A 19918-nucleotide genomic window follows, 5' to 3' on the forward strand; every position below is an offset into this window, starting at 1 on the left:
CGGTTCGATCAACAAACTTCCTTACCCGTCCGTTGAGCCGGTCACAGTGCTCTACTGCTGTTCCTTAGTCCAATAATTCCTTCATATAAGCTTTGCGGTTCTCTAAAAATCTCCTCGTGATTTGATAATGAGAGGTTTCCTCGTACGGGATCGGACGAATTGGCGGTTCGTCAAAATGATAAATCTCCGCATCGGGATAGCCAAGCAAAATGGGAGAATGAGTGGCGATAATGAGCTGCGAATCTTTCTGCAGCTCGTGGATGATGCTCAGAAAAGCAAGCTGCCTTGCCGGGGAAAGGGCGGCTTCCGGCTCATCCAGCAGATAGATTCCTTTCCGCCCGAACCGGTTTTGGAACAGCGCCAGGAAGGACTCTCCATGCGAATGCTCATGCAACGATTTCCCCCCGTACGCCCGGTAGATTCGCGGGTCTTCCTTGGCTATCTCGTCTATGTGGTTGGCGAAGGAGTAGAAGGATTCCGCCCGCAGGAAGAAGCCCTGGTTGATCTTGGGCAGCCACGAAAGCCGTATATAGTCCCCGAGCCTCGCCTCGGAGGCTGCAAGTTCAAACAGATTGTTCCGGCTCCCTCCCGCGGTATTAAAACCGCATTGGTAGGCGATTGCCTCCAACAGGGTAGATTTCCCCGAGCCATTCTCTCCGACGAAGAAGGTTACATTTTTCCTTAGCTTCAAGGTCCCCAAGGTTCGAATCGAAGGAATGCTGAACGGATATTCCTTGGGGTTGCGGATCTTGTCCTTCAGCAGAGTAATTTCATGAAGATACATGATCGGATGATTCACCTTTCGTTACTGCTATATTGCTTAGAAAACATAGCTTTTGCTCTATCATAACAGAAACGTTACGTCTATTACCTCCTATATTCTCCTGCGAAATCATAGATATTATCTTACAAAGTTCATAGCAGAACTATTTCGGTTGCCAAACTCTCATTTTTGCTTGGTTGCAAAATATGAACTTGCACACAACCTCAATCCTTAAACCGCGATTACTGTCATTTCTTACAATGTAAAAAATATGCTTTTTTTGTAACAACATCACTTTACGAAGCGTCATTAGTTTGAAGTAAGTTATTTATTAAGCTAAAGACAAAATATACATAAGTTTTAGTATATTCTATTGGCTAAAGAAGGCGAAAATATGAAAATCAAAAAACAATTACTTTGGACGTCTGTAGTTACCATACTTCTAGTAATCCCCAATACTTCTCATGGGGCATCTTCTAATTTAGACAGTGACGACGACCGAGAAATTCGAATTCATGCCTCCGAATCAAAGAATTCCAATGAAGATGTAGAAGAATTAAAAAAGAAAGAGGAGATGGCAAATGACTTACAGCAGTTAATTACCAATGTTAAAAATGCAGGCTTTGAACCGGATGGCTTCTATTATGATGATGATGGAAATTTAGTTCTGCAATACCAAAATTTATCGCAAGAGATTAAAGATACCGTATTGAGTAAAACAAGTTATACGGAATATTTAAAATTTGAAAAAGTGAAATTCTCAAAACAAGAATTAAAGGAAGCGAAAGACACGATCGATAACTACATCCGTTCTTATGGAATTAATGGTGTATCAGTCGTATATAAAGATCTGGAAAACAAAGTTATTGTAATTACGGATGTTAATCAAACCAATCCGGAAGAAATTAAAGAATGTTTAGCAGATGTTATCGACGAAAATATGGTAGGTTATATGAATTTGAAGTTTAAAGATCAATGAACAATAAATCATACCGTAATAAAATGATTTATGTTTTTCCCAGGGGATCCTCCCTTTATATCAACCTTCAGATATAAACCCCTACCTTCTCACGGTGCCGAAGGAGATTTTCATGGCGGGAGCATAAGCTAAATAGGAATCCATGTTAAAAAGCCCGGAAAGCAGGACCTCAGCTTCATATTGTCTGCGTGCTTCCTCCGGGGTCAATCCCCGCTTCTCTAAAGAACGGACAAACTGCTCTTGGTTTCCCGGTTTGGCCGCGAATCCGTCCGCCTGGATAGAGCGAAACAGATCTTCCTTATCCGGCTGCTCCATCGTTTGATCCAGGAAATTCACCTTATCGCTTACTCTGCACTGCACATTCCGCAAGCCCAATTGGCTCATGTATATAGGCAGCTTAATGCCGATGTTTCCGTCTTTGCCCGTTCGGGCCCCGTCCTTCTCATACAGCTTCTGCAGGATGTCCAGCGGAATGATCCGGGAGGAGTCGGCCCCTTCGAGATGGTAGCCGGCCATGCCGGTGATCCAATGAGGCTCGAAGCAGATCACCCTTCCTTCGTCAACGACACTGTCGATCATCTTGCGGAGCATCTTTTTTGGCTCTGTCATATGTAACAGGAAGGCATGGCAAACCGCAATGTCGTACTTTCGCTCCACTTGGAGTTCTTCCAAATCTCCCGCGATAAATCTGGCCGAATAAGGCAGCGTTCGAAAAACCTCCCGAGCCGTCCGAATCAATTCCTCACCTCGATCCAACCCGGTGTAAGAGGAGCCTTCCGGCAATAGCGGCAGCAATTTCAGGCCCAGATAGCCGTAACCGTAGCCGAAATCGATCACGTTCACGGGAGCGTTGATTTTCCAAACGGTTCCCACCAGAAATTCCAAATAATCGTCATTGTAATACAGCCCTCGGGTGTTGCTTAAATAGTCCACCTTGTTATCCCAATAGTACTCGGACATCGAATCAAGCTCCTTTTTGAAAATGGACTGGTCCTACCTTGGCCGGTTGAAAAGAGAAAGCAATTTTCAAGAAGTATAAGCATCGTGAGTATACCTTCAAAGTGGTCTGGCTGAATACATGGCCGAATTCCAGATGCAGACGATGAAGCTCCGATGTCCACCTTTTCCAGCAACCTGTGCTGAGCATCGGCCGCGAGCGGGAAGGATATTGGGTCAAATAAATGAGAGCCAGGGGGGTAGAAGCAAACGGAATTGTCCGGATCGCGGACAGCGGTGAAGGTCAACCAACTGGAACCTTTTTGAGATGAAGTTTGAAGAAGGTCGATGGGGAACATGGCTTTTTCCAATCATACCGGGCATCATTTCTACCATGAAATTTATGGAGATCCAGAAAGCGCCAAAAAAAGGCGGGGGCTTTATCTTCAGTCCCGCCATTCCGTTCCTCGAACCGGTTATTCAAATAGTAACAGCTACTACTTAATACTTCAAGACAAGGATAAACGGCTATCGCCGTCCTTTGGACAGGCGCGTTTACCGATGAAATATGAGAAAAACTCCTATCGGAGTATTTCATGGATGAGCGACCGCGTTTAAAGGATGTTTTTATCGCCAAATAGAATTTGAAGTTATTCAGGACGCAATAACTTATAAATTCTGATTGTGGTAAAAAAAGCTTCTAACGGAGCCATCTCGAAGATGAATAACCCGGTATTAGAAGAAGCTTTTTATGCCAATTAGAAAGTTTGTTCCATTTTAATGCTTTAATGAACTTAAACTTTCTAATGTGGTAAGAACAGGTAACCGTGCTTAAGCAATGGGAGTCCCGTCTTTAACGGCCTCATCCGGACGCAGCAGAACGACATCCCCATCCTCCGGGACCCCTCCCAGCACCAGAACTTCGGAGACATAGCCCGCTATTCGCCTCGGAGGGAAATTGACCACCGCCACTACCTGGCGGCCTGTCAACTGCTCGGGCGAGTACCTTCTCGTAATCTGCGCACTGGAGCGCTTGAGCCCGAGAGGGCCGAAGTCTATCTCCAGCTTGATCGCCGGCTTCCGCGCTTCCGGGAACGGCTCGGCCTTCTTGATCGTCCCTATACGCAGATCCAGCTTCATAAAATCGTCTATCGTCGCCATTTCCATTCCTCCTCTAAAGGTCTGCCGGGAATCCTTATGTCCCGACTTTCACCAATCGAACCGTGAAGCCCGCTAGGCCATTAAGTGATTCATCGCCGGAGCAGACCCTGGAATTTTCCTTTGGGGATCTTCTTTCCCAATCTATCATTTCGTTGATCCAACCGGCAGTTTCTGCGCCTCCCCGGCTGAATGTGCTAACTTCATCCATAGCAAATGAACCGTCCATCTGGATGGACCTCCGGCAGGCATACAGCCATCCTGAAAATTATCTTAGTCGGATGCTGCCGTGCCAGCGGAATACGGGTCTAAATGGATTTCATCCAGGTAAATGGGCTCTTTCCGATGAAATATCGAAAACTTACTGGAAAACCTACAGTTATTTTGTGCCAAAAGGGCGATATCTGCAAAAAAGCACGAATCTAAATGTAGTTTCCAGCTACTTCAATCATCCTCCGCCATTCACATCAATCTACCTGCATAAAATACAGTTAGATTGCCTCTCTCACGCCAAAAAAAACTTTACCCATGGGCATCATAGAGGAATTTCTTGCCGCAAAGCAATAAAGCTAAATCAATGCGGACAAGTAACGGATCAGCATCACCGCAATAATCCCGGTCACCACCGTACCAAGCAGGCTCCGGGTAAAATACGCCACGGCAAAAGCCGGCAGAGCGGCCAGCAGCCCGATCCACGACGGCGCCAAGGAGCCGCCGGACACCAGCAGCTCCTGAGCCAGCAAGGCGGACATGACCGCGATCGGAATATGCTGGAGCCAGCGCAGGCCCCATTCCGGCAGTTGTATGCGGCTCAGTACAACAAGCGGCAGCACCCTTGGCAGTAAGGTGACTGCCGATGCCCCGAGCAGCATCCATAGAAAACTCCATCTCACTTCCATTTCTCCACCCACACTCCTATACTTGCGGCAATCACAATAGCAATCAATACACCGGCACTCTCGGACAGAAAGACCGATCCGGCCACCGCCACCACGACGGCGCTGATTGCAACGATGAGATCCAGCCCATATTTTTTGCGCTCGGTCAGTTGAAGCATGAACAGGCCGATGAACATGGCCGCCAAGGCGAAATCAAGCCCGTAGGCCTCCGGCGAAGCTATCCACTGCCCGAAGATTCCTCCCGCCAAATTGGCCAGCAGCCAGTTGAGATAGGCGGTCAGATTGAGTCCGAACATCCAGCGGTAGCTTCCCCTGGACTTCCCGGCCAGCTTGGTCACGGCGACGCCGAACGTTTCGTCCGTTAGCTGGGAGCCGATCACAACATTCTTCCATACGGGCAGATGGCGAAAATAGGGGGCCACCGCCGCACTCATGAGAAGATGGCGCAAATTGACAAAAAAGACAGTAAAAATAATGGCTGTGGCCGGGCTGCTCAAGGCAAGCATCCCGGCGGCGATGAACTGCGCCGATCCGGCATAAAGCAGCAGCGACATGAGGGCGATTTCCGCCAAGGATAAACCGGCCGTCTTCTCCAGCACACCGGCGGCAAATCCGATACTTAAATAACCCAGCACCGTGGGTAGGCAATCCTTTACCCCTTGCATGAAGCTCTCCTCTTGACCGGCTGGATACCGCAAAAGAACTTCCTTTTTACTCATGGTTCCTCCATAGCTCTATTTTTCTATTTATTGATTAGCTCGTTTAAAATAATGCAACTGCTGCTCTGCAGGGGGAAAGCGGATAAAGCTGCTTTCTCACCCAATACAGGGCCTGCCCATAAATGATAGGGGATTAACCCGATCCAGCATAATGTTAGCCGCACTTTACTCCAAATCATTTAGCACGTCGGGCCTCCGCCCCGTCATCACGTGCACAAGATCGGGGTTATTGCGCCAGAGAGCATCCAGCCGCTCGGGACCGAACTGTGCCGTTACTTTTTCGATCATGATGTCATGTCGGATATATTCCGTCGCCACGAGGACGAGTACGGGATCATGGGTTTTGACCGCCCAGGAGGTGGATTGATCCGTAAAATTGGCGATGATGACCTCTTCCCCGTCCCGGGCTGCAATGGTGAGGTGCCCGCCCGTCCTGTCGCGGACCACCTCGGGCGTCATGTAATCATGATGGAAAGTCGCTCCAATCGTCTTGTCCGGGGACCCGAACAGAACAGAGAAAACATGAACTCCTTCCCGCAGATGACGTTCCACTGCCGCCTGAATCATCGGAACCTGCGGCTCCCAAACCGAGAGCCATAGTTCTTTCTCAGTGCGTGCGATCATCTCTGTGATTTCATTCATGACCATCTCGTCGCTGCGGATGTGCCAGATCACGTCTATGTCCCGCTCCTGCTGCAGCATCGTCAACTCTTTCTCCAAATAGGAAAGCGATTCTTCGAACTGCTTTCTTAGCCGGTCTATTAACTCCTCCGCAGGCACCGGCGAATATTTAACCGGTTCGGAGGGCACCAGATGAACGGCCCCTTTGTCCATCAGCTTCCCCAGTACCTCGTAGATCATCGACCGGGGAACGCCGGAGCGCTTGCTGATTTCATATCCCGTAACCGGATGTGTCTTCAGCAATCCGACATAGGCCTTACACTCGTACGGCGAAAAGCCGAGCTTCTGCAGTTCTTTAAAAACAGCATCCATATTTCTCGCATCCCACCCTTTATTATTGCTCCTGCTTCCTCCGACCCGAACCTTCATTCCTTTAACCGGGTTATAGAAGTTATATTTATAGCTACTATAGTTTCGGCTGAAGAAAAACGGTTCATCTCCATGTGAACCGTTAATCATTTGTGAAGGTAGATTCGCGAGAATGTAACGCGCATGATTCCGGGCCGAAAACAACAGTTGTTATGTTACTAACAACTATAATTTGAAGACATTATGCCTGTCAAGATATACCGGTCATAATTCTGTTTGGTTTCGGAACAGAATGGTTTTCCTCCTATTCTTCCCCATGAAAAAGAACTCCTCCGGCCGATAAAGAAATGCCATTCATCCCATATCTCCTCCTTATTAACCGCTTAATAACAGGAGTGTACAGGAAATTTCCTTATAACAGAAATATATAAAACCAATATATTCAATAGGAAATATCTATAAAATTTAAACGAGATGCAGGGCGCTGGGCAAAATACTCCTTCCGGAGGCTCAGCGCCCGCTTCTCTGTCCACCCAGCGGGTGAAACGCTCGATATGCGGACTTCGCACCGTTTGCGGGTTGTCGGAGCTGTGGGCGTTTACTCTCTTATATCATATATAAATCCCGCATCATCCTTCCATCCGCATGGACCCAAACCATTTCCTGCAGATTGGCCGCAACATCTCCCGTTTCAAAATGAACGGCGACCTGCTTCTCACCCACGTTAAGATGAACCCGTTCCACTTTCGGCTCGGTTGGATACACATGAAGCACGCCGTCCTTTTCTTCGGCGCGGCAGTTCCACGTCCGCAAGCTTCCATGCTCGTCGTATGCCGCATATGCTTTGCCCAGCGCCACCTCGGCCAGGCATTTAAAATGCTCATGCACGTCGTTATCCTGCAGATTGGTCTCATGCCAATCCGAGATCATCCCGATGTACTGCTCGCCGATGACGAATTCCTGCGAAGGATATTTCAGCGTATGATGATGCCCTTCCTGCGCACGTCTCCGATCGCTTACCATCATCTGCTTGCTGATCTGCCTTGCCCGAACGTACGGGTCGGGAACAAACGCCCATCTTAACGCTCCCAAATTCATGTCGACCATCTGCACGCAGCTGCCCAGCGCGTTCATCGTCTGCTCCAAATAGTACAGCTTGCCGGTCAGCAGATAAGCATACCAGGTGCTGTAGGTGCGCCAGGAAGTCCAGGCATGCGGCGAATTCAGCATATTCGGCTGGATGGCCACGTCATATTGCGATTCCCAGAACCGTCTGGTCGCCCCTCTTTGGCGTCCGTCCGGGATCAGAAGATTGGCCAGGCACTCATGTCCGTCCACCAGCTTCAGCGCCGCTTCCCGGTATACGGCACGCTCATTCTCCGGCTGCATCAGCGCAAATAACCCGAGCTGCAGCGCACTGCAGCTAATCATGCCGTCCTCATAAGTCAGCTCGCCTTCCGTATCGATGTCGCCGTCCGCCGCCGCCAGCTCATCCATCGCTCTGCGCACGGAAGCGGTATGCCGGACAAGCCGTTCACGCCATAGCGGATCATCGGCGGCCAAAGCTTGTTCCGCCAGGATCAGCTCCATCAGGCTCTTCGCCGGATAGATCACCGACGTATAATGTGTTTTCCCGGCGCGGTAGGAGCCGTCCGGGTGCTGTGCATGCCGTATGAGCCAATCCGCCAGATCAGAGGCTCTTTGCAGTACGGCTTCATCCCCTGTCGCTTCGTAGCGGTCGACCAGAATCCCCACCATGGAGCTTACGTTCTGGATTCTGTGCTTCACCAGCAGCGGTTCATGGCTTTCCATATCAAACATCAATGGGTAAATGGATTCCATAATTTGCTCCGTCCGTTCCAGCAGCTCCCGATCCGGAAAATACTGCTGTGACAAGTAGAGCGTATACAGCCCGTACCAGCTTTCGCAGTGCGACGTCGCTCTCGGCGGATAGACAAGCGCCGCCGCCCTCGCCTTGTCCATAAACCACAGCCAGTCGGGTCTGACGGAAACAATCGCTTCGCTCTGCTTGCCCGAGCTATTCTCCACATCGATCCGGATATGCCCCCGGGCCTCCCCTGCCTGGATCAACAGCTCATATTTATTCCCGCCGGCTGCTTCCGGCCGCACTGTCATCCGCTGCCCATCCGGCATCTGAATCCGCGCCGTGACGCTCTCGTCGGAATGAATAATCATGCGGGTGCTTTCACCTTTCGCCAGCGTCGTCCGTGCGATTTCCAGCATGGGAGCGGCACAGACCGGCGCAAGCGCCGGCAGCAGCCCATCCAGACGCTGAAGCGGAATCAGCCGGAGCGTCCATTCCTTCGTCTTGCCCGGAAGCAGTTGGAACTGCGTCTGCGGGTGGCGCTCAGGCAGGGGGCCTGCATGAAGGAAATCAATCGTAAACGTTTCGACGCGGTGGCCGCCCCATTCCAGTTCCCCTTCCATGTAGCCGACGTTGTACTGCAGGCTCCAGGACGCTACCGGCTGCGGGCATGCAAGGGCGATAAGCGCCCCTTCCGGTCTCATGCAGTAGCCCCAGAAATGCGTTCGCTCGCACCGCAGCAGCGTCGGGAAAAATTTATCATTCCAATCCGGGAACTTCTCCATATAGGAATCGATTCCGGTCATCAGCCCCAGCGATTGCGGCTGCAGCGGAAGCCTTCCCGTATTGGTGACGGCCGCGCTAACCGCCAACTGCCCGCCTATACTGTGATAGCGCAGCGAACATTCCAAAGCGCCCGAGCCTCCCGCAAAAACCGCCTCATCCGTCTTCTGCGCATCAAGCGTTACGCCGATCACATGTTTTTCGCCGTTCCATTCCCCTACCCACGTGAAGCCGGCAAACGGCCCTTTTCTGAAATCAACATCGATCCAGCCTTCATCCGACAACAGCCGCATGCGATCCACCTGACCGTTCCGGTGCAGCGCAGCTTCCCAGCGGGGACCTCCGATCCGGATCAAAGCATCCTGTGCGGGTAATGACATGATTGACTTCCTCCTCTATCGGTTCTGGAATTGCGGTATCGCACTCCTATTCTTTTACCGAGCCCAGCATAATGCCATGAATGAAAAAACGCTGTAAAAACGGATACACCACCAGAATCGGCAGCATCGAAATTACGATTTTCGCCGCATTTAATGTTTTATTGGACAACTGTGCCATCTGGCGCAGCTCTTCCGTCGTCATGTTATCCGTGTTGATCTGCACCACCAACTGCTGAATGTAGGTTTGCAGCGGATAATTCTCCTGCTTGTTCATCAGGATAAGCCCGTCAAAAAACGAGTTCCAGTGACCCACGATACTAAACAGTGTGATGGTCGCAAGCACGGGCACCGACAGCGGCAAATAGATTTTGATCAACATATACCAGGGTCCGGCCCCGTCCATCATCCCGGCCTCATCCATATCCTTCGGGATGCTCCGGAAGTAGTTGACAAGCAAAATGACGTTGAACACCGGAACGGCCGTCGGCAGCACCAATGCCCAAATCGTATCCAGCAAGCCGTACGACTTGATCGTAACAAACCAGGGAATCAGCCCGCCGCTAAACAGCATCGTAAATACGATAAACCACATATACACATTGCGGAAGCGGAACTGCTCCGGTGTGCGGGACAGCGGATACGCCATCATGGCGCAGACGACAAAGTTGATGATCCCTCCCAGGAAAACCCGTTTGAGCGAAACGCCGAATGCCGTGAAGAAGGCCTGTTCCTGCAGGATTTTTTTGTAAGAGGAAAGCGTAAAGTCCACCGGCCAGAAGGTAACCATGCCTGCAGCCACTGCGGCCTTGTCGCTAAAGGACACCGCAATCGTGTACCAGATCGGAAAGATACACAACAGTGACGAAATGACCAATATAGCGATAATTATGGTATCCGCCGTACGCGACATCAACGTGACATTTCTAACCATAACGATCCGCCCCCTTAGAAAATGCGGTAGTTGGCGAATTTCGACGCCAGCACGTAGGAAAGGATGATAAGCACAAAGCTGATGACCGATTTCAGCAGGCCGACAGCCGTTGCCAGACCGTATTGAACCTGCAGCAGACCGGCGCGGTAAACGTAGGTGTCGATAATGTCGCCGGAATCGTATACGAGAGGATTGTACAAGTTGAAAATCTGGTCAAAACCGGCATTCAGCACATTGCCCAGGCTCAGCGTAGCCAGCAGGATGATCGTCGGCTTCAGGCTTGGCAGCGTAATATATCGCAGTTGTTGAAGCCGGCTGGCGCCGTCGATTGCGGCCGCTTCGTAAAGCGCCGGACTGATCCCTGTGAGCGCGGCCAAATAAACGATCGTCCCGAACCCGAACTCCTTCCATACATCACTGGCCACGACAATCCCCGGGAACCAGTTATTGCTGGCCATAAACATGATCGGTTCCATGCCGAAAACGGCCAAAAGCTGGTTGATCAATCCGTCCATGGACAGAAGGTCGGTAATAATGCCCGCCAAGATAACCCATGACAGAAAATGGGGCAGGTACACGATCGTCTGGACGCTGCGCTTAAACAGAACCGTTCTGACTTCATTCAGCAACAGCGCAAATAAGACAGGCACCGCCAAATTGGCCACAATTTTGAGCACGGCGATATAGATCGTGTTAAAAAAGATTTTGCGGCTGTCAGGCAGCTCGAACAAATAACGGAAGTTGTCCAGCCCGACCCATTCCGAACGCCAGAAGCCCAAATTCGGCTTGAAGTTCTGAAACGCGATCGTAACACCGAACATCGGTACGACGCTGAACAAGATCAGCAGCACGATCCCCGGCAGCAGCATCAGGTGATAATGAAGCGCAAACGGCTGTTTTTTCACTGGTCTCTCTCACCTCTCATCGATGATCGGAAAGGGCGGGGAAAGGCAGGCGGTCCTTTTGCTTTCCCGCGCCCGTATTGAACTACTCCCCAAGCGCATCCCGGACTTCTTTTGTAATTTGTTCGCCGCCCAGCTTCTTCCACTGTTCAACGAAGTTGTCAAACGCATCCAGCGGCTCTTTGCCCATAATGATCTTCAGGAATGTTTCTTTCTCCATCTTGTTGAGGGTGGCGTTCTTCAGCTCCATCGTTTTGGTTATGGAAGTAAACAGATTCTCCTCGGGCTTGAGCGGACCATGCAAAGGGTCGCTTCCAACCGTGTAGGCGTAAAACGGCTGCCATGCCCCCAAATCCTTGGCCGGATCAAAATCCGCGGCCTTGGCTTTCGCATAGATTTCCTGCATTTCAGGAATCATATCCTCCGGCTTGGCTTTGCCTTCCAGCACATCTCTGAGCATATCGTGCTTACGCGTAACCGTGTCTGCATTTTCAATAACAAGCCGCATTGGCCAATATCCCGGATTCACCCGGTTATCCAGTTTTTTCGCATCCGGATCCATTCCCCTCTCGGCGGCCACCGTCGTATTCACGGCGATCATCACCGCTTCCGGATGCTTGATCCCTTTTTTGACCACCACGAAGGAATTGCTGACCGGAACGGTATGCGTTCTGAAATTTCCCTCGGCATCCAGCGGTGCGGCCAGCGCGATCCAATTGGAATTCGGATCGTTTTTCACTGCGTCGCCAAGCGGCCCCCAAGGCATCCACCACAGGCCAAAAAACATGCCGGCCTTGCCGCCTGCAGTCAGCTCGAAAGCTTCCTTCCGAAGCGCAAATTCCTGGTCGATCAGCCCTGCGGCATACCAATCTCTCAGCTTGGCCAGGGCATCTTTCACCTCGGGTTGGATCGAGCCGTAGGTGATCTGACCTTCTTTATCTTTTATCCAGTAGGTCGGATAAGCCCCGAAATAGCTGAAGATCGAAGCAAACCCGTTATTCCCGAAAATAAGATCCGTAGGCGAACCTGGCAGTCCGACCGTATCGGCCTTGCCGTTGCCGTCAGGGTCCTTTTCGATAAAGGCGTTGGCAACAGCCTCAATGTCCTCCATCGTTTTCGGCTCCTGCAGCCCCAGCTTATCCAGCCAGTCTTTGCGCACCCACAGGAAATACGGAGCGTCGCCCTGCGGCACGATATTCGGAATCGCCATCAGCTTGCCGTCGAACGTTGCTTTCTCCAGAGCCTTGCCTTCCGTTGTAGCATAAAAGTCCTTAACCTGAGGCGATGCATATTTGTCATAGACTGCGGTCATATCCTCCAATTGATCCGCTTCCACCATTTGCCGCAGCTCTTTCTCGCCGACGACCATTACATCCGGAATATCGTTGCTGGCAATGGCCACTTGAACCTTCTGGGTGAACGGGTCGCCGCTTTTGGCGGTGAGCGTGTAATCAAATTTAATGTTGGTCTTGTCGAAAATATAGCGGGTGAACTGGTTGTTATCTACGGTGTCCTCTGCCGGAAGGGTCTTGTCCTCCGGATTCAGCGGCTTGGCAATCGTGAGCGTTACAGGCTCGGGGAATTTATAGAATGGGTCCGCCGGCGTCTTTGCTTCTTCTGTTGTGGAAGCCCCCTGATCTTTTGCCCCGCATCCGCTTGCGAGCAGCACGGTACTTGCCAGAATTACAGTCATCCATTTTTTCACGAAAACTCCCCCTGTCTCATAATTGTTTGCGCTTACAACTCCCTTGGCGCAAAGCCGGCGGAAGTCGTAAGCCTTACCATTATTGTAGCTTCCGCCGGAGTTGCGGGAGTTTCATTTCGTCGTCAGATCAGTCCTCATTTCTTATGCTAAAATCTTTAATTCTGGCTTTCCCCTGAATTTTTCAAATCATTTGTGCACCTGCTTGCGGATCATTTGCAGACCCCAATCGGCAAATCATCGGTTATGGGGAGCCGCCGGCTGCCATCAGGCCGCCCTACTTGCTTGACCGATAGGCGCTGGGAAGCATCCCGGTTTTGTCCTTGAAGACTCGGCTGAAATATTTTTCATTCGGATATCCGGTCTGTGTCGCGATCCAATAAATCGGCTTGTCGGTGTCTCGCAGCAGCTTCTTGGCCCAATCGATCCGGGCCCGGCGGACATATTCATTGAAGGATACGCCAACAATATCCCGGAAGCACTGGCTCAAATAGCTTTGGCTCAAATTGACTTCCCCGGCCACCTCCCGCAGCGTGATCTCCCTGCTCAAGTCCTGATGGATGATCTGGGCCGCTTTCCAGACACAAGAGATGACTTCCTGGGAGTAGGAGAGTTTAAATAAATAGGATGCAAGCTCCTGCCGCAAGCCTTCCAGCCACCTCTTCCAGGTCTGCCAGGACAGTTCTTGGCGCGGGGCCGTCCAGGTTTCTGCCGGAACGACACGTTCCCAGCGGGTAGAGGCCATTATAAATAAAATCCCCAACTGCCGCGGGGGCAGCTTCATCGCTTCGAGCGTAGCCAAGTTTTCTTCATACTGCCGATCATGAATCACCCACTGCAAGCTGGACCAGACTTCCTGAAGCGCCTGTTCTTCTTCGAGGGAGACCGGCCTTCGGCCCGTCGTCTCCTGCAGCTGCTGAAAGCTCCTTCTCCATACCTGCGGAGCATCAGGGTCCCATTCATAAAACATAAAGCGCTCCCTGTACTCCTGAAGCGTACGGATCACCTGGCTGCCGCCCCCGGAGCCGATGCCGTCAAGAAGCATGGCGACCCCGCCGCAAAGAAAAGGATCTTTGAGCAAGAGAGCCTTACATTCCTCCGTCCATTCTCCTTCCTCACAGGGCAGAAACCAAATCCCCGGAGCGCTTTCCTCCACAGGCTTGCCGCGGTAAACCGGACTGCACATCTGTCTGTCCCCATCGATACAAGCCGCCAGCCATACGATCGCCCGATCCGGGGCCGCTTTTTCATTTTCCGCCCAGGCCCGCGCCTGCTGCTTCATTTCATATTTGATGCGCTGCTCGATTCTGCTCAGCACCTCTTCCATTTTGTCCTGCTGCAGCTCCGTTTTGGCAATATAATCGATGGCCCCAAGCCGAAGCGCTTCCTGTATATATTCAAAATCCTGATGAAACGTCAAAATAACCGTCCAAACGCGCGGATAAAGCTGCCTTACCGTTCGGATCAACTCGATCCCGCTCATCCTTGGCATGGAAAGATCGGTAATCAAGAGATCCACTTCCCGGTTGCTTAAAAACGCAAGGGCATCCTCCCCATTTCCCGCTTCCCCGATCACCTGCATTCCGAACTGCTCCCAAGGCATCAATGATATAAAACCTTTCCGCACAAGCCTGTCATCCTCAACAATCAATACGCGCATAAGCTACTCCCCTTTCCCGGTTGTTGACGACGGAATCGTAATGATAATGCTTGTCCCTTCCCCGCTGCGGCTTTGAATATCAATTCCGGCGGATTTGCCGTATTGGTATTTCAGCGTCCGGATGACGTAGGGCATACCGATTCCCATCCCGCGCCGTTTATGGGCCGAATCGTCCCCCTGCAAAAGCCGCTCTGCCTCTTCCGGAGACATGCCCGCCCCGTTATCGCTCACTTCAATCCGGATATGCCGCCCCTCCCGGCTAATATCGACCCGAATCAAGCCGTCATCGGCGATACCGTGATACAAGGCATTTTCCACCAGCGGCTGCAGCATAAACCGCGGAATGCGAATCTCAAGCTGTTCTTCCGGAACCGAAATGCGAATATCAAAATGGAACTGATATCGGATCTCCTGAAGCGCGATATAATCCTTCAGCGCCTCCAATTCCTCGCGGATCGTGGCCGTCTCGCCTTTGCCCAGGTTGTAATGGAGCACGCGGTTCAGGGTGGATATCAAGTGGTCGATGTCCTCCTGCCCGTTTAACCTTGCCTGCCAACGGATCGTGTCAAGCGTATTGTGGACGAAATGCGGGTTGATCTGGGAAATCATCTTTTCCACTTCAAGCCGCGATTCATTCCTTTCATTTTCCTTGATATCCTCGATCAATTGAATGACGGTCCCCTTCATTTCATGAAAACACCGGAGCGAATAGTCAAACTCATCCGTTCCCGTTAATTGGAGTTTCCCTTGCGACTGGTTCTGCATCATCAAGCGGATTTCACGGTTAAGCCGGGTAAGCGGCCGCATGACGATTCTCCAAATCAACCAGGCGAAGCCTAAACTGACGAATAAAGATACTACAGCTACCAGTCCAAACTGCATAAACCAATTCAAAATTTCATGCTTATAAGATTTCATCGGGATGACGGCTACAACCCGCCAGCCCTGATTGCTTGCTTCTTCAAACACATATTGGTTTCCATAAACGGAACGGCCGCTTCCTTCCTCTTTCGGATCCAGCTTCATTCCCACCGGAAAAGCCGACGGTTTCTCGCTGTACGCAATCCGGTTGTCCGTATCCACAATGAGGTGGTATACCTCCATGCCGTACTGCATTTTATTAAACACGGTGTCGACCAGGCGGTTATCGGTCTCCATATAGATGTACAATTCCTCAAGATCCGGATAATCGATTTTACGCGTGATGGACATGACCTTCCGGTCAAATTGCGCATTCAGCGTCTGGTGCGGCCCGTAATAAGTCATGTCCTGCAGCTTCGTAAATACCGGCAGCGCGTCGGGGTCGATTCCTTCTCTCACCTGCAAATTGGGAAATAAAATCCGGTTTGTCCCCTGCACGTAATAGAACATCAGCCCTATATTGGGGTTGGTCGATGTCAGCAGATTCATTTCGGTTTCGATTTTTCCTGCCAGACTCTTGCGGTCATACGGATGATCATTAGACATATAGGCGTAAATGTCCTTTCCCACGCGCCCATCAAAAGCAAGATTCTGGGAAGCGTAGTTGAGATTGCCGAGTACATTTTCCAGAGACACCCGGACCTGCTGCAAATTGCTGTGGATTCCGTTCGTAATTTTATTCTCCAAAATGGTGTGCATGGACGTATAAGAAATGATACCGATTAAAAGCAAAGGAATAAACGTGCTGAGCAGAAGTACGTTAACAAGCTTCCGTTTCAGGGAAGTAGGGATAATCATCCGGCGCAAGCGCCGCTGGAGTGAAGACAGCCTGTCCATCTCGCAACAGCCCTTCCAATAGGTTTGTAAAGGTTTTCAAAAACAGCCAAACTGATTTCCTAAATTATAAAGTTATTTCCTGCCTCAGCCTAGCCTTGATGTCACACAAATTTTGAAACCGGCATAACCTTATCTGGATAAAAGCAATCCCCCGAATTCGTTCCGAGGAATGTTACGAAGCGCTGAAGCATGCTAAACAGCACCTTCAGCGGGATATCTTTCCCCGCCAAGAAGGTGCTGTTTGCCACCGAATGATGTTCGCCTGAATGATGTTCGCCTGATCGATTATACGGAACGAAAAATAAGCGATCTGGAAGCCGAAAACGGCTGCTGCCTGAGGCAGTCCGATGTTGGTACTGAGCGTATATTACATTATAACCTCACCTAAGAAGTGAACCGTTAGCCTAACCCTTACCCTTGCTTGCGCCCCGATCTGAACATGAGGAAGAACAGATACGGCGCCCCAAGCAATGCGGTGACAATTCCGGACGGAATGTCCCTCGGAATGAGAATGACCCGGCCGATCCAATCCGCAGCGGCCAGCAGGACGGCACCCAGCAGCGCCGAGAGGACCATCGAGCGGCGGTGGTTGGAGCCGGCCAGCATGCGGGCCGCATGAGGAGCGAGCAGGCCGATAAAGCTGACCGTGCCGACAGCCGAGGCGGCAATGGACGCGAGCAGAACGGCGATCACGGAAGCGAGCAGCCGGGTATGGCGAACCTTCAGGCCGAGCCCGATCGAGCTCTCGTCGCGGAAGGCGAGCAGATCCACTTTGCGGCCGAGCCACCAGCCGAGCGGCAGCAGAACGGCGAGCGTCGGAGCCAGGCGGCCGATCTCGGCCCAGCCCCGGCCATAGGTGCTGCCGGCCATCCAGGCGAGCGCCGGTGCGGCGGTCATCTTGGCCTGAATGATCAGAATCTGGATCATGGACGAGCCCGCCGCGGCTACCGCTATGCCGACAAGCGTCAGGATCACCGGGTTAAGCCCCCGCCTCCAGGAGACCGCATAGACGATGGCCGAGGCGGCGATGCCGCCAACCACGGCTCCGACCGGCATCCAGCCGTGGAGCTGCGGCGCGGCGATCAGCACCAGGATCGCCCCGACCCCGGCGCCGCTCGTGACGCCGACGATTTGCGGGTCGGCAAGCGGATTGCGGACCGCGCTCTGCATCAGGCTGCCGCTAACCGCCAGGGCGACTCCGGCCAGACCGGCGGTCAGCAATCGGGGCAGGCGCAGCTCCAACAGAATTTGCCGGGTGAAGTCTTCTCCGCGCCCCGTCAGCACTGCGAACACATCGGATACGGGAATATGCAGCGTCCCGCTCGTCAAGCTGCCGATCCAGACAACGGCCAGCAGCCCGCTGAGCAGCACAATCCACACGGGATAATATATCCCCGGCTGCCATGCGCCCATCCGGATGGATTGGCCGGCACCGGAGCCGGAGCCTCCCCCGGCTCCCCGCGATACCCGCAGCGCCAGCCAGATGAGCCACGGGGCGCCAACCGCGGCGGTGACCGCCCCTGCGGGCAGCTCTCCGTAGGCGTTCACGAAGGTGCGGGCTATCGTATCCGAGCCGACCAGAATGGCCGCGCCCCAGACGGCGCTGACCGGGATCAGCCAGGCATGCCGCACCATACCGGAGAGGCGGACCAAATGCGGGGCCAGCAATCCGACGAAGCCGATGGGGCCCACGACGCTGACGCTGACGCAGGCCGCCAATATCGCCATGGCCATGGCCAGAAGCCTCGTCTTTCCAACCTTCTGCCCCAATGATTTTGCCGTTTCTTCATGGAAGGACAGCAAATCCAACTGCCGCGCCGCCAAACTGACGGCAACGATTCCCCCGATGATCCAGGGCCAGCTGAAGAGAACCCCGCTCCAGTCGTTCTGCTTCAACGAGCCTGAACCCCATAGAAACAGGCCCTGCGCCGTTTCTTGATTAAACAGGAGAAGGGCGCTGGTGAGCGAAGAGAACACCAGGGTGACGATCATTCCGGACAACGCAATGCGGATTGGAGTTCCCTGACGCCCACCGGCCATTATATAAACGACCAGCGCCGCGCAAGCACCTCCCAATACAGCGAAGGGAAGCGGGTACGTATGCAGCAGTGCCGGCCAGAATATCGTGCCAAGCACTACAACGAAGTAAGCCCCCGCGTTGACCCCCAGCGTCGTTTCGGAGGCGAGCGGATTCCGCGTTACCGTCTGCATGAGTGCGCCGGAGACGGCAAGCGCCGCCCCCGCCAATATTCCCATCACCGTTCGCGGAAGCCTGACCCCGCGAATCAGGTGGTGATCCGATATATCCTGCGGGAACAACAGCGCTTGGATAACGGAACTCAGCGAGATCTCGGCAAGCCCTTGCGTCAGACTGACGAACGCGATCAACCCTAGAACCACCAAGCCTCCGGCCAGCATCCAGAGCCCTTTCCATGCCCCGGCCTTCCCCTCTCTTAGTGCGAAAGCGGGCTTCGGGCCGGCGTCCCGGGCCATATCTCTTCCGGCCGACATCATTTCGTTAACAATTCGGCGGTTTTTTCAGCCATAATTTGTGCGGACAACGGTCCGCCATACGGCCACATGTCGCCGCCGAGAGCGTAGATTCGGTTTTCCTTGACGAAGTCAAGGCCATTCCATACCGGATTATTCTTCAACTGATTGTCAATGACATTGTCGGTTTCTTGGATGATATGCAGGAAGTTGGCTTCCTGCAGAGCCGGCAGCGCCTCGACATCCGTGAGCGTAAACCCGTACGCCTCGAATTTCGCGGGCTTATACGCATTGGTCAACCCGATATGCTCCAATATTTTTACAGCGGTGGAGTTATCCGTAGATAAACGAAAATCGACCGAGTTCTGGTTGCTGTATGCCATGGCGAGCACAAAAGGCCGCTGATCCATTCCTCTTGCCACGATTTTGGATTTGGCCTCTTCATAGGTCCGGTTCAGATCATTCAGAACCTTGTCCGCCTCCTCCTTTTTCCCCAGCACATCCGCAATTTCCTTGAATGTATCGATCATCACCGAATACTGATCCCCCTGGCCTTCCGCCGGATACGGCTCATAGACAAGAGTGGGAGCAATGCTGCTTAATTCCGCATAGTTTGTTTCCACATTTCTCTTCAATCCGAGAATAAGATCCGGCTTTAATGCCATAATCGCTTCCAGATTGGGAGCCAGACGATCTCCTACATCCACAACTTCCGGAGCAATCTCTACTGGAAGACGTACCCATTTCTTCATATTCTGAATATCCGCAATACCGGCCGGCTGGATGCCCAGCGCCAGCACATCTTCCGCGACGCTCCACTCCAGCGCAACCACTCGCTTGGGTGTACCTGTGACGGGTGTTTCACCCAATGCATGTTTAATGATTCGGACCCCGCCATCGGCTGAACCGGCTTCCGGAGAGGCTGCCGGACTCTGATTCGGAGAAGTTGCCGGTGCCTGTCCCGACGGCTGGCTGCAGGCGGCCGCTAACAGCAGCAGGCTGAGAATAATGACGGTTTTTGGCCATTTAAGAAAACGCATAAT

General features: G+C 52.3%; 16 protein-coding genes. 2 read left to right on the forward strand and 14 right to left on the reverse strand.

Features of this window, described 5'->3' with window-relative positions; genetic code table 11:
• Positions 1-64: 64 nt before the first annotated feature.
• Positions 65-784 carry an AAA family ATPase gene (locus ACFQ03_RS04120; protein ID WP_150960598.1) on the reverse strand — a complete coding sequence of 240 codons (720 nt, stop codon included), beginning with the start codon at positions 782-784 and terminating at the stop codon, positions 65-67.
• Between the two features lie 373 nt (positions 785-1157).
• Between ACFQ03_RS04120 and ACFQ03_RS04125 the strand changes: the two genes are divergently transcribed.
• Positions 1158-1742: a hypothetical protein gene (locus tag ACFQ03_RS04125; RefSeq protein ID WP_379286258.1), complete on the forward strand. Its 585-nt coding sequence runs from the start codon at positions 1158-1160 to the stop codon at positions 1740-1742.
• Positions 1743-1823: 81 nt separating this feature from the next.
• Here ACFQ03_RS04125 and ACFQ03_RS04130 read toward each other — a convergent pair whose 3' ends face one another.
• Positions 1824-2702, reverse strand: a complete 879-nt coding sequence (locus ACFQ03_RS04130) for a methyltransferase domain-containing protein (RefSeq protein WP_379286259.1) — start codon at positions 2700-2702, stop codon at positions 1824-1826.
• A gap of 333 nt (positions 2703-3035) precedes the next feature.
• Between ACFQ03_RS04130 and ACFQ03_RS04135 the strand changes: the two genes are divergently transcribed.
• A complete protein-coding gene (locus tag ACFQ03_RS04135) occupies positions 3036-3296 on the forward strand; it encodes a hypothetical protein (protein WP_379286261.1) in 261 nt (86 codons plus the stop codon).
• Positions 3297-3509: 213 nt separating this feature from the next.
• On the opposite strand, the gene csaA is transcribed toward ACFQ03_RS04135, so the two are convergent.
• The 12 genes from csaA to ACFQ03_RS04195 all read right to left on the reverse strand — a co-directional run bounded on the left by csaA (position 3510) and on the right by ACFQ03_RS04195 (position 19915).
• A complete protein-coding gene (csaA, locus tag ACFQ03_RS04140; RefSeq protein ID WP_144933799.1) occupies positions 3510-3839 on the reverse strand; it encodes a chaperone CsaA in 330 nt (109 codons plus the stop codon).
• Between the two features lie 566 nt (positions 3840-4405).
• On the reverse strand, positions 4406-4735 hold the full coding sequence (locus ACFQ03_RS04145) for an AzlD domain-containing protein (RefSeq protein ID WP_144933800.1): 330 nt from the start codon (positions 4733-4735) through the stop codon (positions 4406-4408).
• Positions 4726-5454, reverse strand: a complete 729-nt coding sequence (locus ACFQ03_RS04150) for an AzlC family ABC transporter permease (protein WP_150960582.1) — start codon at positions 5452-5454, stop codon at positions 4726-4728. Before ACFQ03_RS04150 ends, ACFQ03_RS04145 begins: the two co-directional genes overlap by 10 nt.
• Before the next feature lie 165 nt (positions 5455-5619).
• Complete coding sequence (locus tag ACFQ03_RS04155; RefSeq protein WP_150960581.1) at positions 5620-6447, reverse strand: TrmB family transcriptional regulator; 828 nt, start codon at positions 6445-6447, stop codon at positions 5620-5622.
• Between the two features lie 603 nt (positions 6448-7050).
• Complete coding sequence (locus ACFQ03_RS04160; RefSeq protein WP_379286265.1) at positions 7051-9432, reverse strand: hypothetical protein; 2382 nt, start codon at positions 9430-9432, stop codon at positions 7051-7053.
• Positions 9433-9478: 46 nt separating this feature from the next.
• Positions 9479-10363, reverse strand: a complete 885-nt coding sequence (locus ACFQ03_RS04165; RefSeq protein ID WP_144933804.1) for a carbohydrate ABC transporter permease — start codon at positions 10361-10363, stop codon at positions 9479-9481.
• A 14-nt stretch (positions 10364-10377) separates the two neighbouring features.
• Positions 10378-11268: an ABC transporter permease gene (locus ACFQ03_RS04170; protein ID WP_225312817.1), complete on the reverse strand. Its 891-nt coding sequence runs from the start codon at positions 11266-11268 to the stop codon at positions 10378-10380.
• A gap of 82 nt (positions 11269-11350) precedes the next feature.
• Positions 11351-12970, reverse strand: coding sequence for an extracellular solute-binding protein (locus ACFQ03_RS04175; protein WP_379286268.1), 1620 nt, complete (start codon positions 12968-12970; stop codon positions 11351-11353).
• A 274-nt stretch (positions 12971-13244) separates the two neighbouring features.
• Positions 13245-14627 carry a response regulator transcription factor gene (locus ACFQ03_RS04180; RefSeq protein WP_379286270.1) on the reverse strand — a complete coding sequence of 461 codons (1383 nt, stop codon included), beginning with the start codon at positions 14625-14627 and terminating at the stop codon, positions 13245-13247.
• Positions 14628-14630: 3 nt separating this feature from the next.
• The gene (locus tag ACFQ03_RS04185; protein WP_379286272.1) at positions 14631-16385 is read right to left on the reverse strand and encodes a sensor histidine kinase; all 1755 of its coding nucleotides are present in this window, start codon (positions 16383-16385) and stop codon (positions 14631-14633) included.
• Positions 16386-16796: 411 nt separating this feature from the next.
• The gene (gene fhuB, locus ACFQ03_RS04190) at positions 16797-18896 is read right to left on the reverse strand and encodes a Fe(3+)-hydroxamate ABC transporter permease FhuB (RefSeq protein ID WP_379286451.1); all 2100 of its coding nucleotides are present in this window, start codon (positions 18894-18896) and stop codon (positions 16797-16799) included.
• A complete protein-coding gene (locus ACFQ03_RS04195; protein ID WP_379286274.1) occupies positions 18896-19915 on the reverse strand; it encodes an ABC transporter substrate-binding protein in 1020 nt (339 codons plus the stop codon). Before ACFQ03_RS04195 ends, fhuB begins: the two co-directional genes overlap by 1 nt.
• Between the last annotated feature and the right edge of the window lie 3 nt (positions 19916-19918).

It is taken from the genome of Paenibacillus residui (assembly GCF_042677205.1).
GTDB classification, from domain to species: domain Bacteria; phylum Bacillota; class Bacilli; order Paenibacillales; family NBRC-103111; genus Paenibacillus_L; species Paenibacillus_L residui.

Excerpts from the sequence above, each read along its gene's own strand:
- ACFQ03_RS04155 (WP_150960581.1), bottom strand. The coding sequence starts at position 6,447 with ATGGATGCTGTTTTTAAAGAACTGCAGAAGCTCGGCTTTTCGCCGTAC.
- ACFQ03_RS04120 (WP_150960598.1), bottom strand. The coding sequence starts at position 784 with ATGTATCTTCATGAAATTACTCTGCTGAAGGACAAGATCCGCAACCCC.
- csaA (WP_144933799.1), bottom strand. The coding sequence starts at position 3,839 with ATGGCGACGATAGACGATTTTATGAAGCTGGATCTGCGTATAGGGACG.
- ACFQ03_RS04160 (WP_379286265.1), bottom strand. The coding sequence starts at position 9,432 with ATGTCATTACCCGCACAGGATGCTTTGATCCGGATCGGAGGTCCCCGC.
- ACFQ03_RS04180 (WP_379286270.1), bottom strand. The coding sequence starts at position 14,627 with ATGCGCGTATTGATTGTTGAGGATGACAGGCTTGTGCGGAAAGGTTTT.
- ACFQ03_RS04145 (WP_144933800.1), bottom strand. The coding sequence starts at position 4,735 with ATGGAAGTGAGATGGAGTTTTCTATGGATGCTGCTCGGGGCATCGGCA.
- ACFQ03_RS04135 (WP_379286261.1), top strand. The coding sequence starts at position 3,036 with ATGGCTTTTTCCAATCATACCGGGCATCATTTCTACCATGAAATTTAT.
- ACFQ03_RS04130 (WP_379286259.1), bottom strand. The coding sequence starts at position 2,702 with ATGTCCGAGTACTATTGGGATAACAAGGTGGACTATTTAAGCAACACC.
- ACFQ03_RS04195 (WP_379286274.1), bottom strand. The coding sequence starts at position 19,915 with ATGCGTTTTCTTAAATGGCCAAAAACCGTCATTATTCTCAGCCTGCTG.
- ACFQ03_RS04185 (WP_379286272.1), bottom strand. The coding sequence starts at position 16,385 with ATGGACAGGCTGTCTTCACTCCAGCGGCGCTTGCGCCGGATGATTATC.
- ACFQ03_RS04125 (WP_379286258.1), top strand. The coding sequence starts at position 1,158 with ATGAAAATCAAAAAACAATTACTTTGGACGTCTGTAGTTACCATACTT.
- ACFQ03_RS04165 (WP_144933804.1), bottom strand. The coding sequence starts at position 10,363 with ATGGTTAGAAATGTCACGTTGATGTCGCGTACGGCGGATACCATAATT.
- ACFQ03_RS04150 (WP_150960582.1), bottom strand. The coding sequence starts at position 5,454 with ATGAGTAAAAAGGAAGTTCTTTTGCGGTATCCAGCCGGTCAAGAGGAG.
- fhuB (WP_379286451.1), bottom strand. The coding sequence starts at position 18,896 with ATGTCGGCCGGAAGAGATATGGCCCGGGACGCCGGCCCGAAGCCCGCT.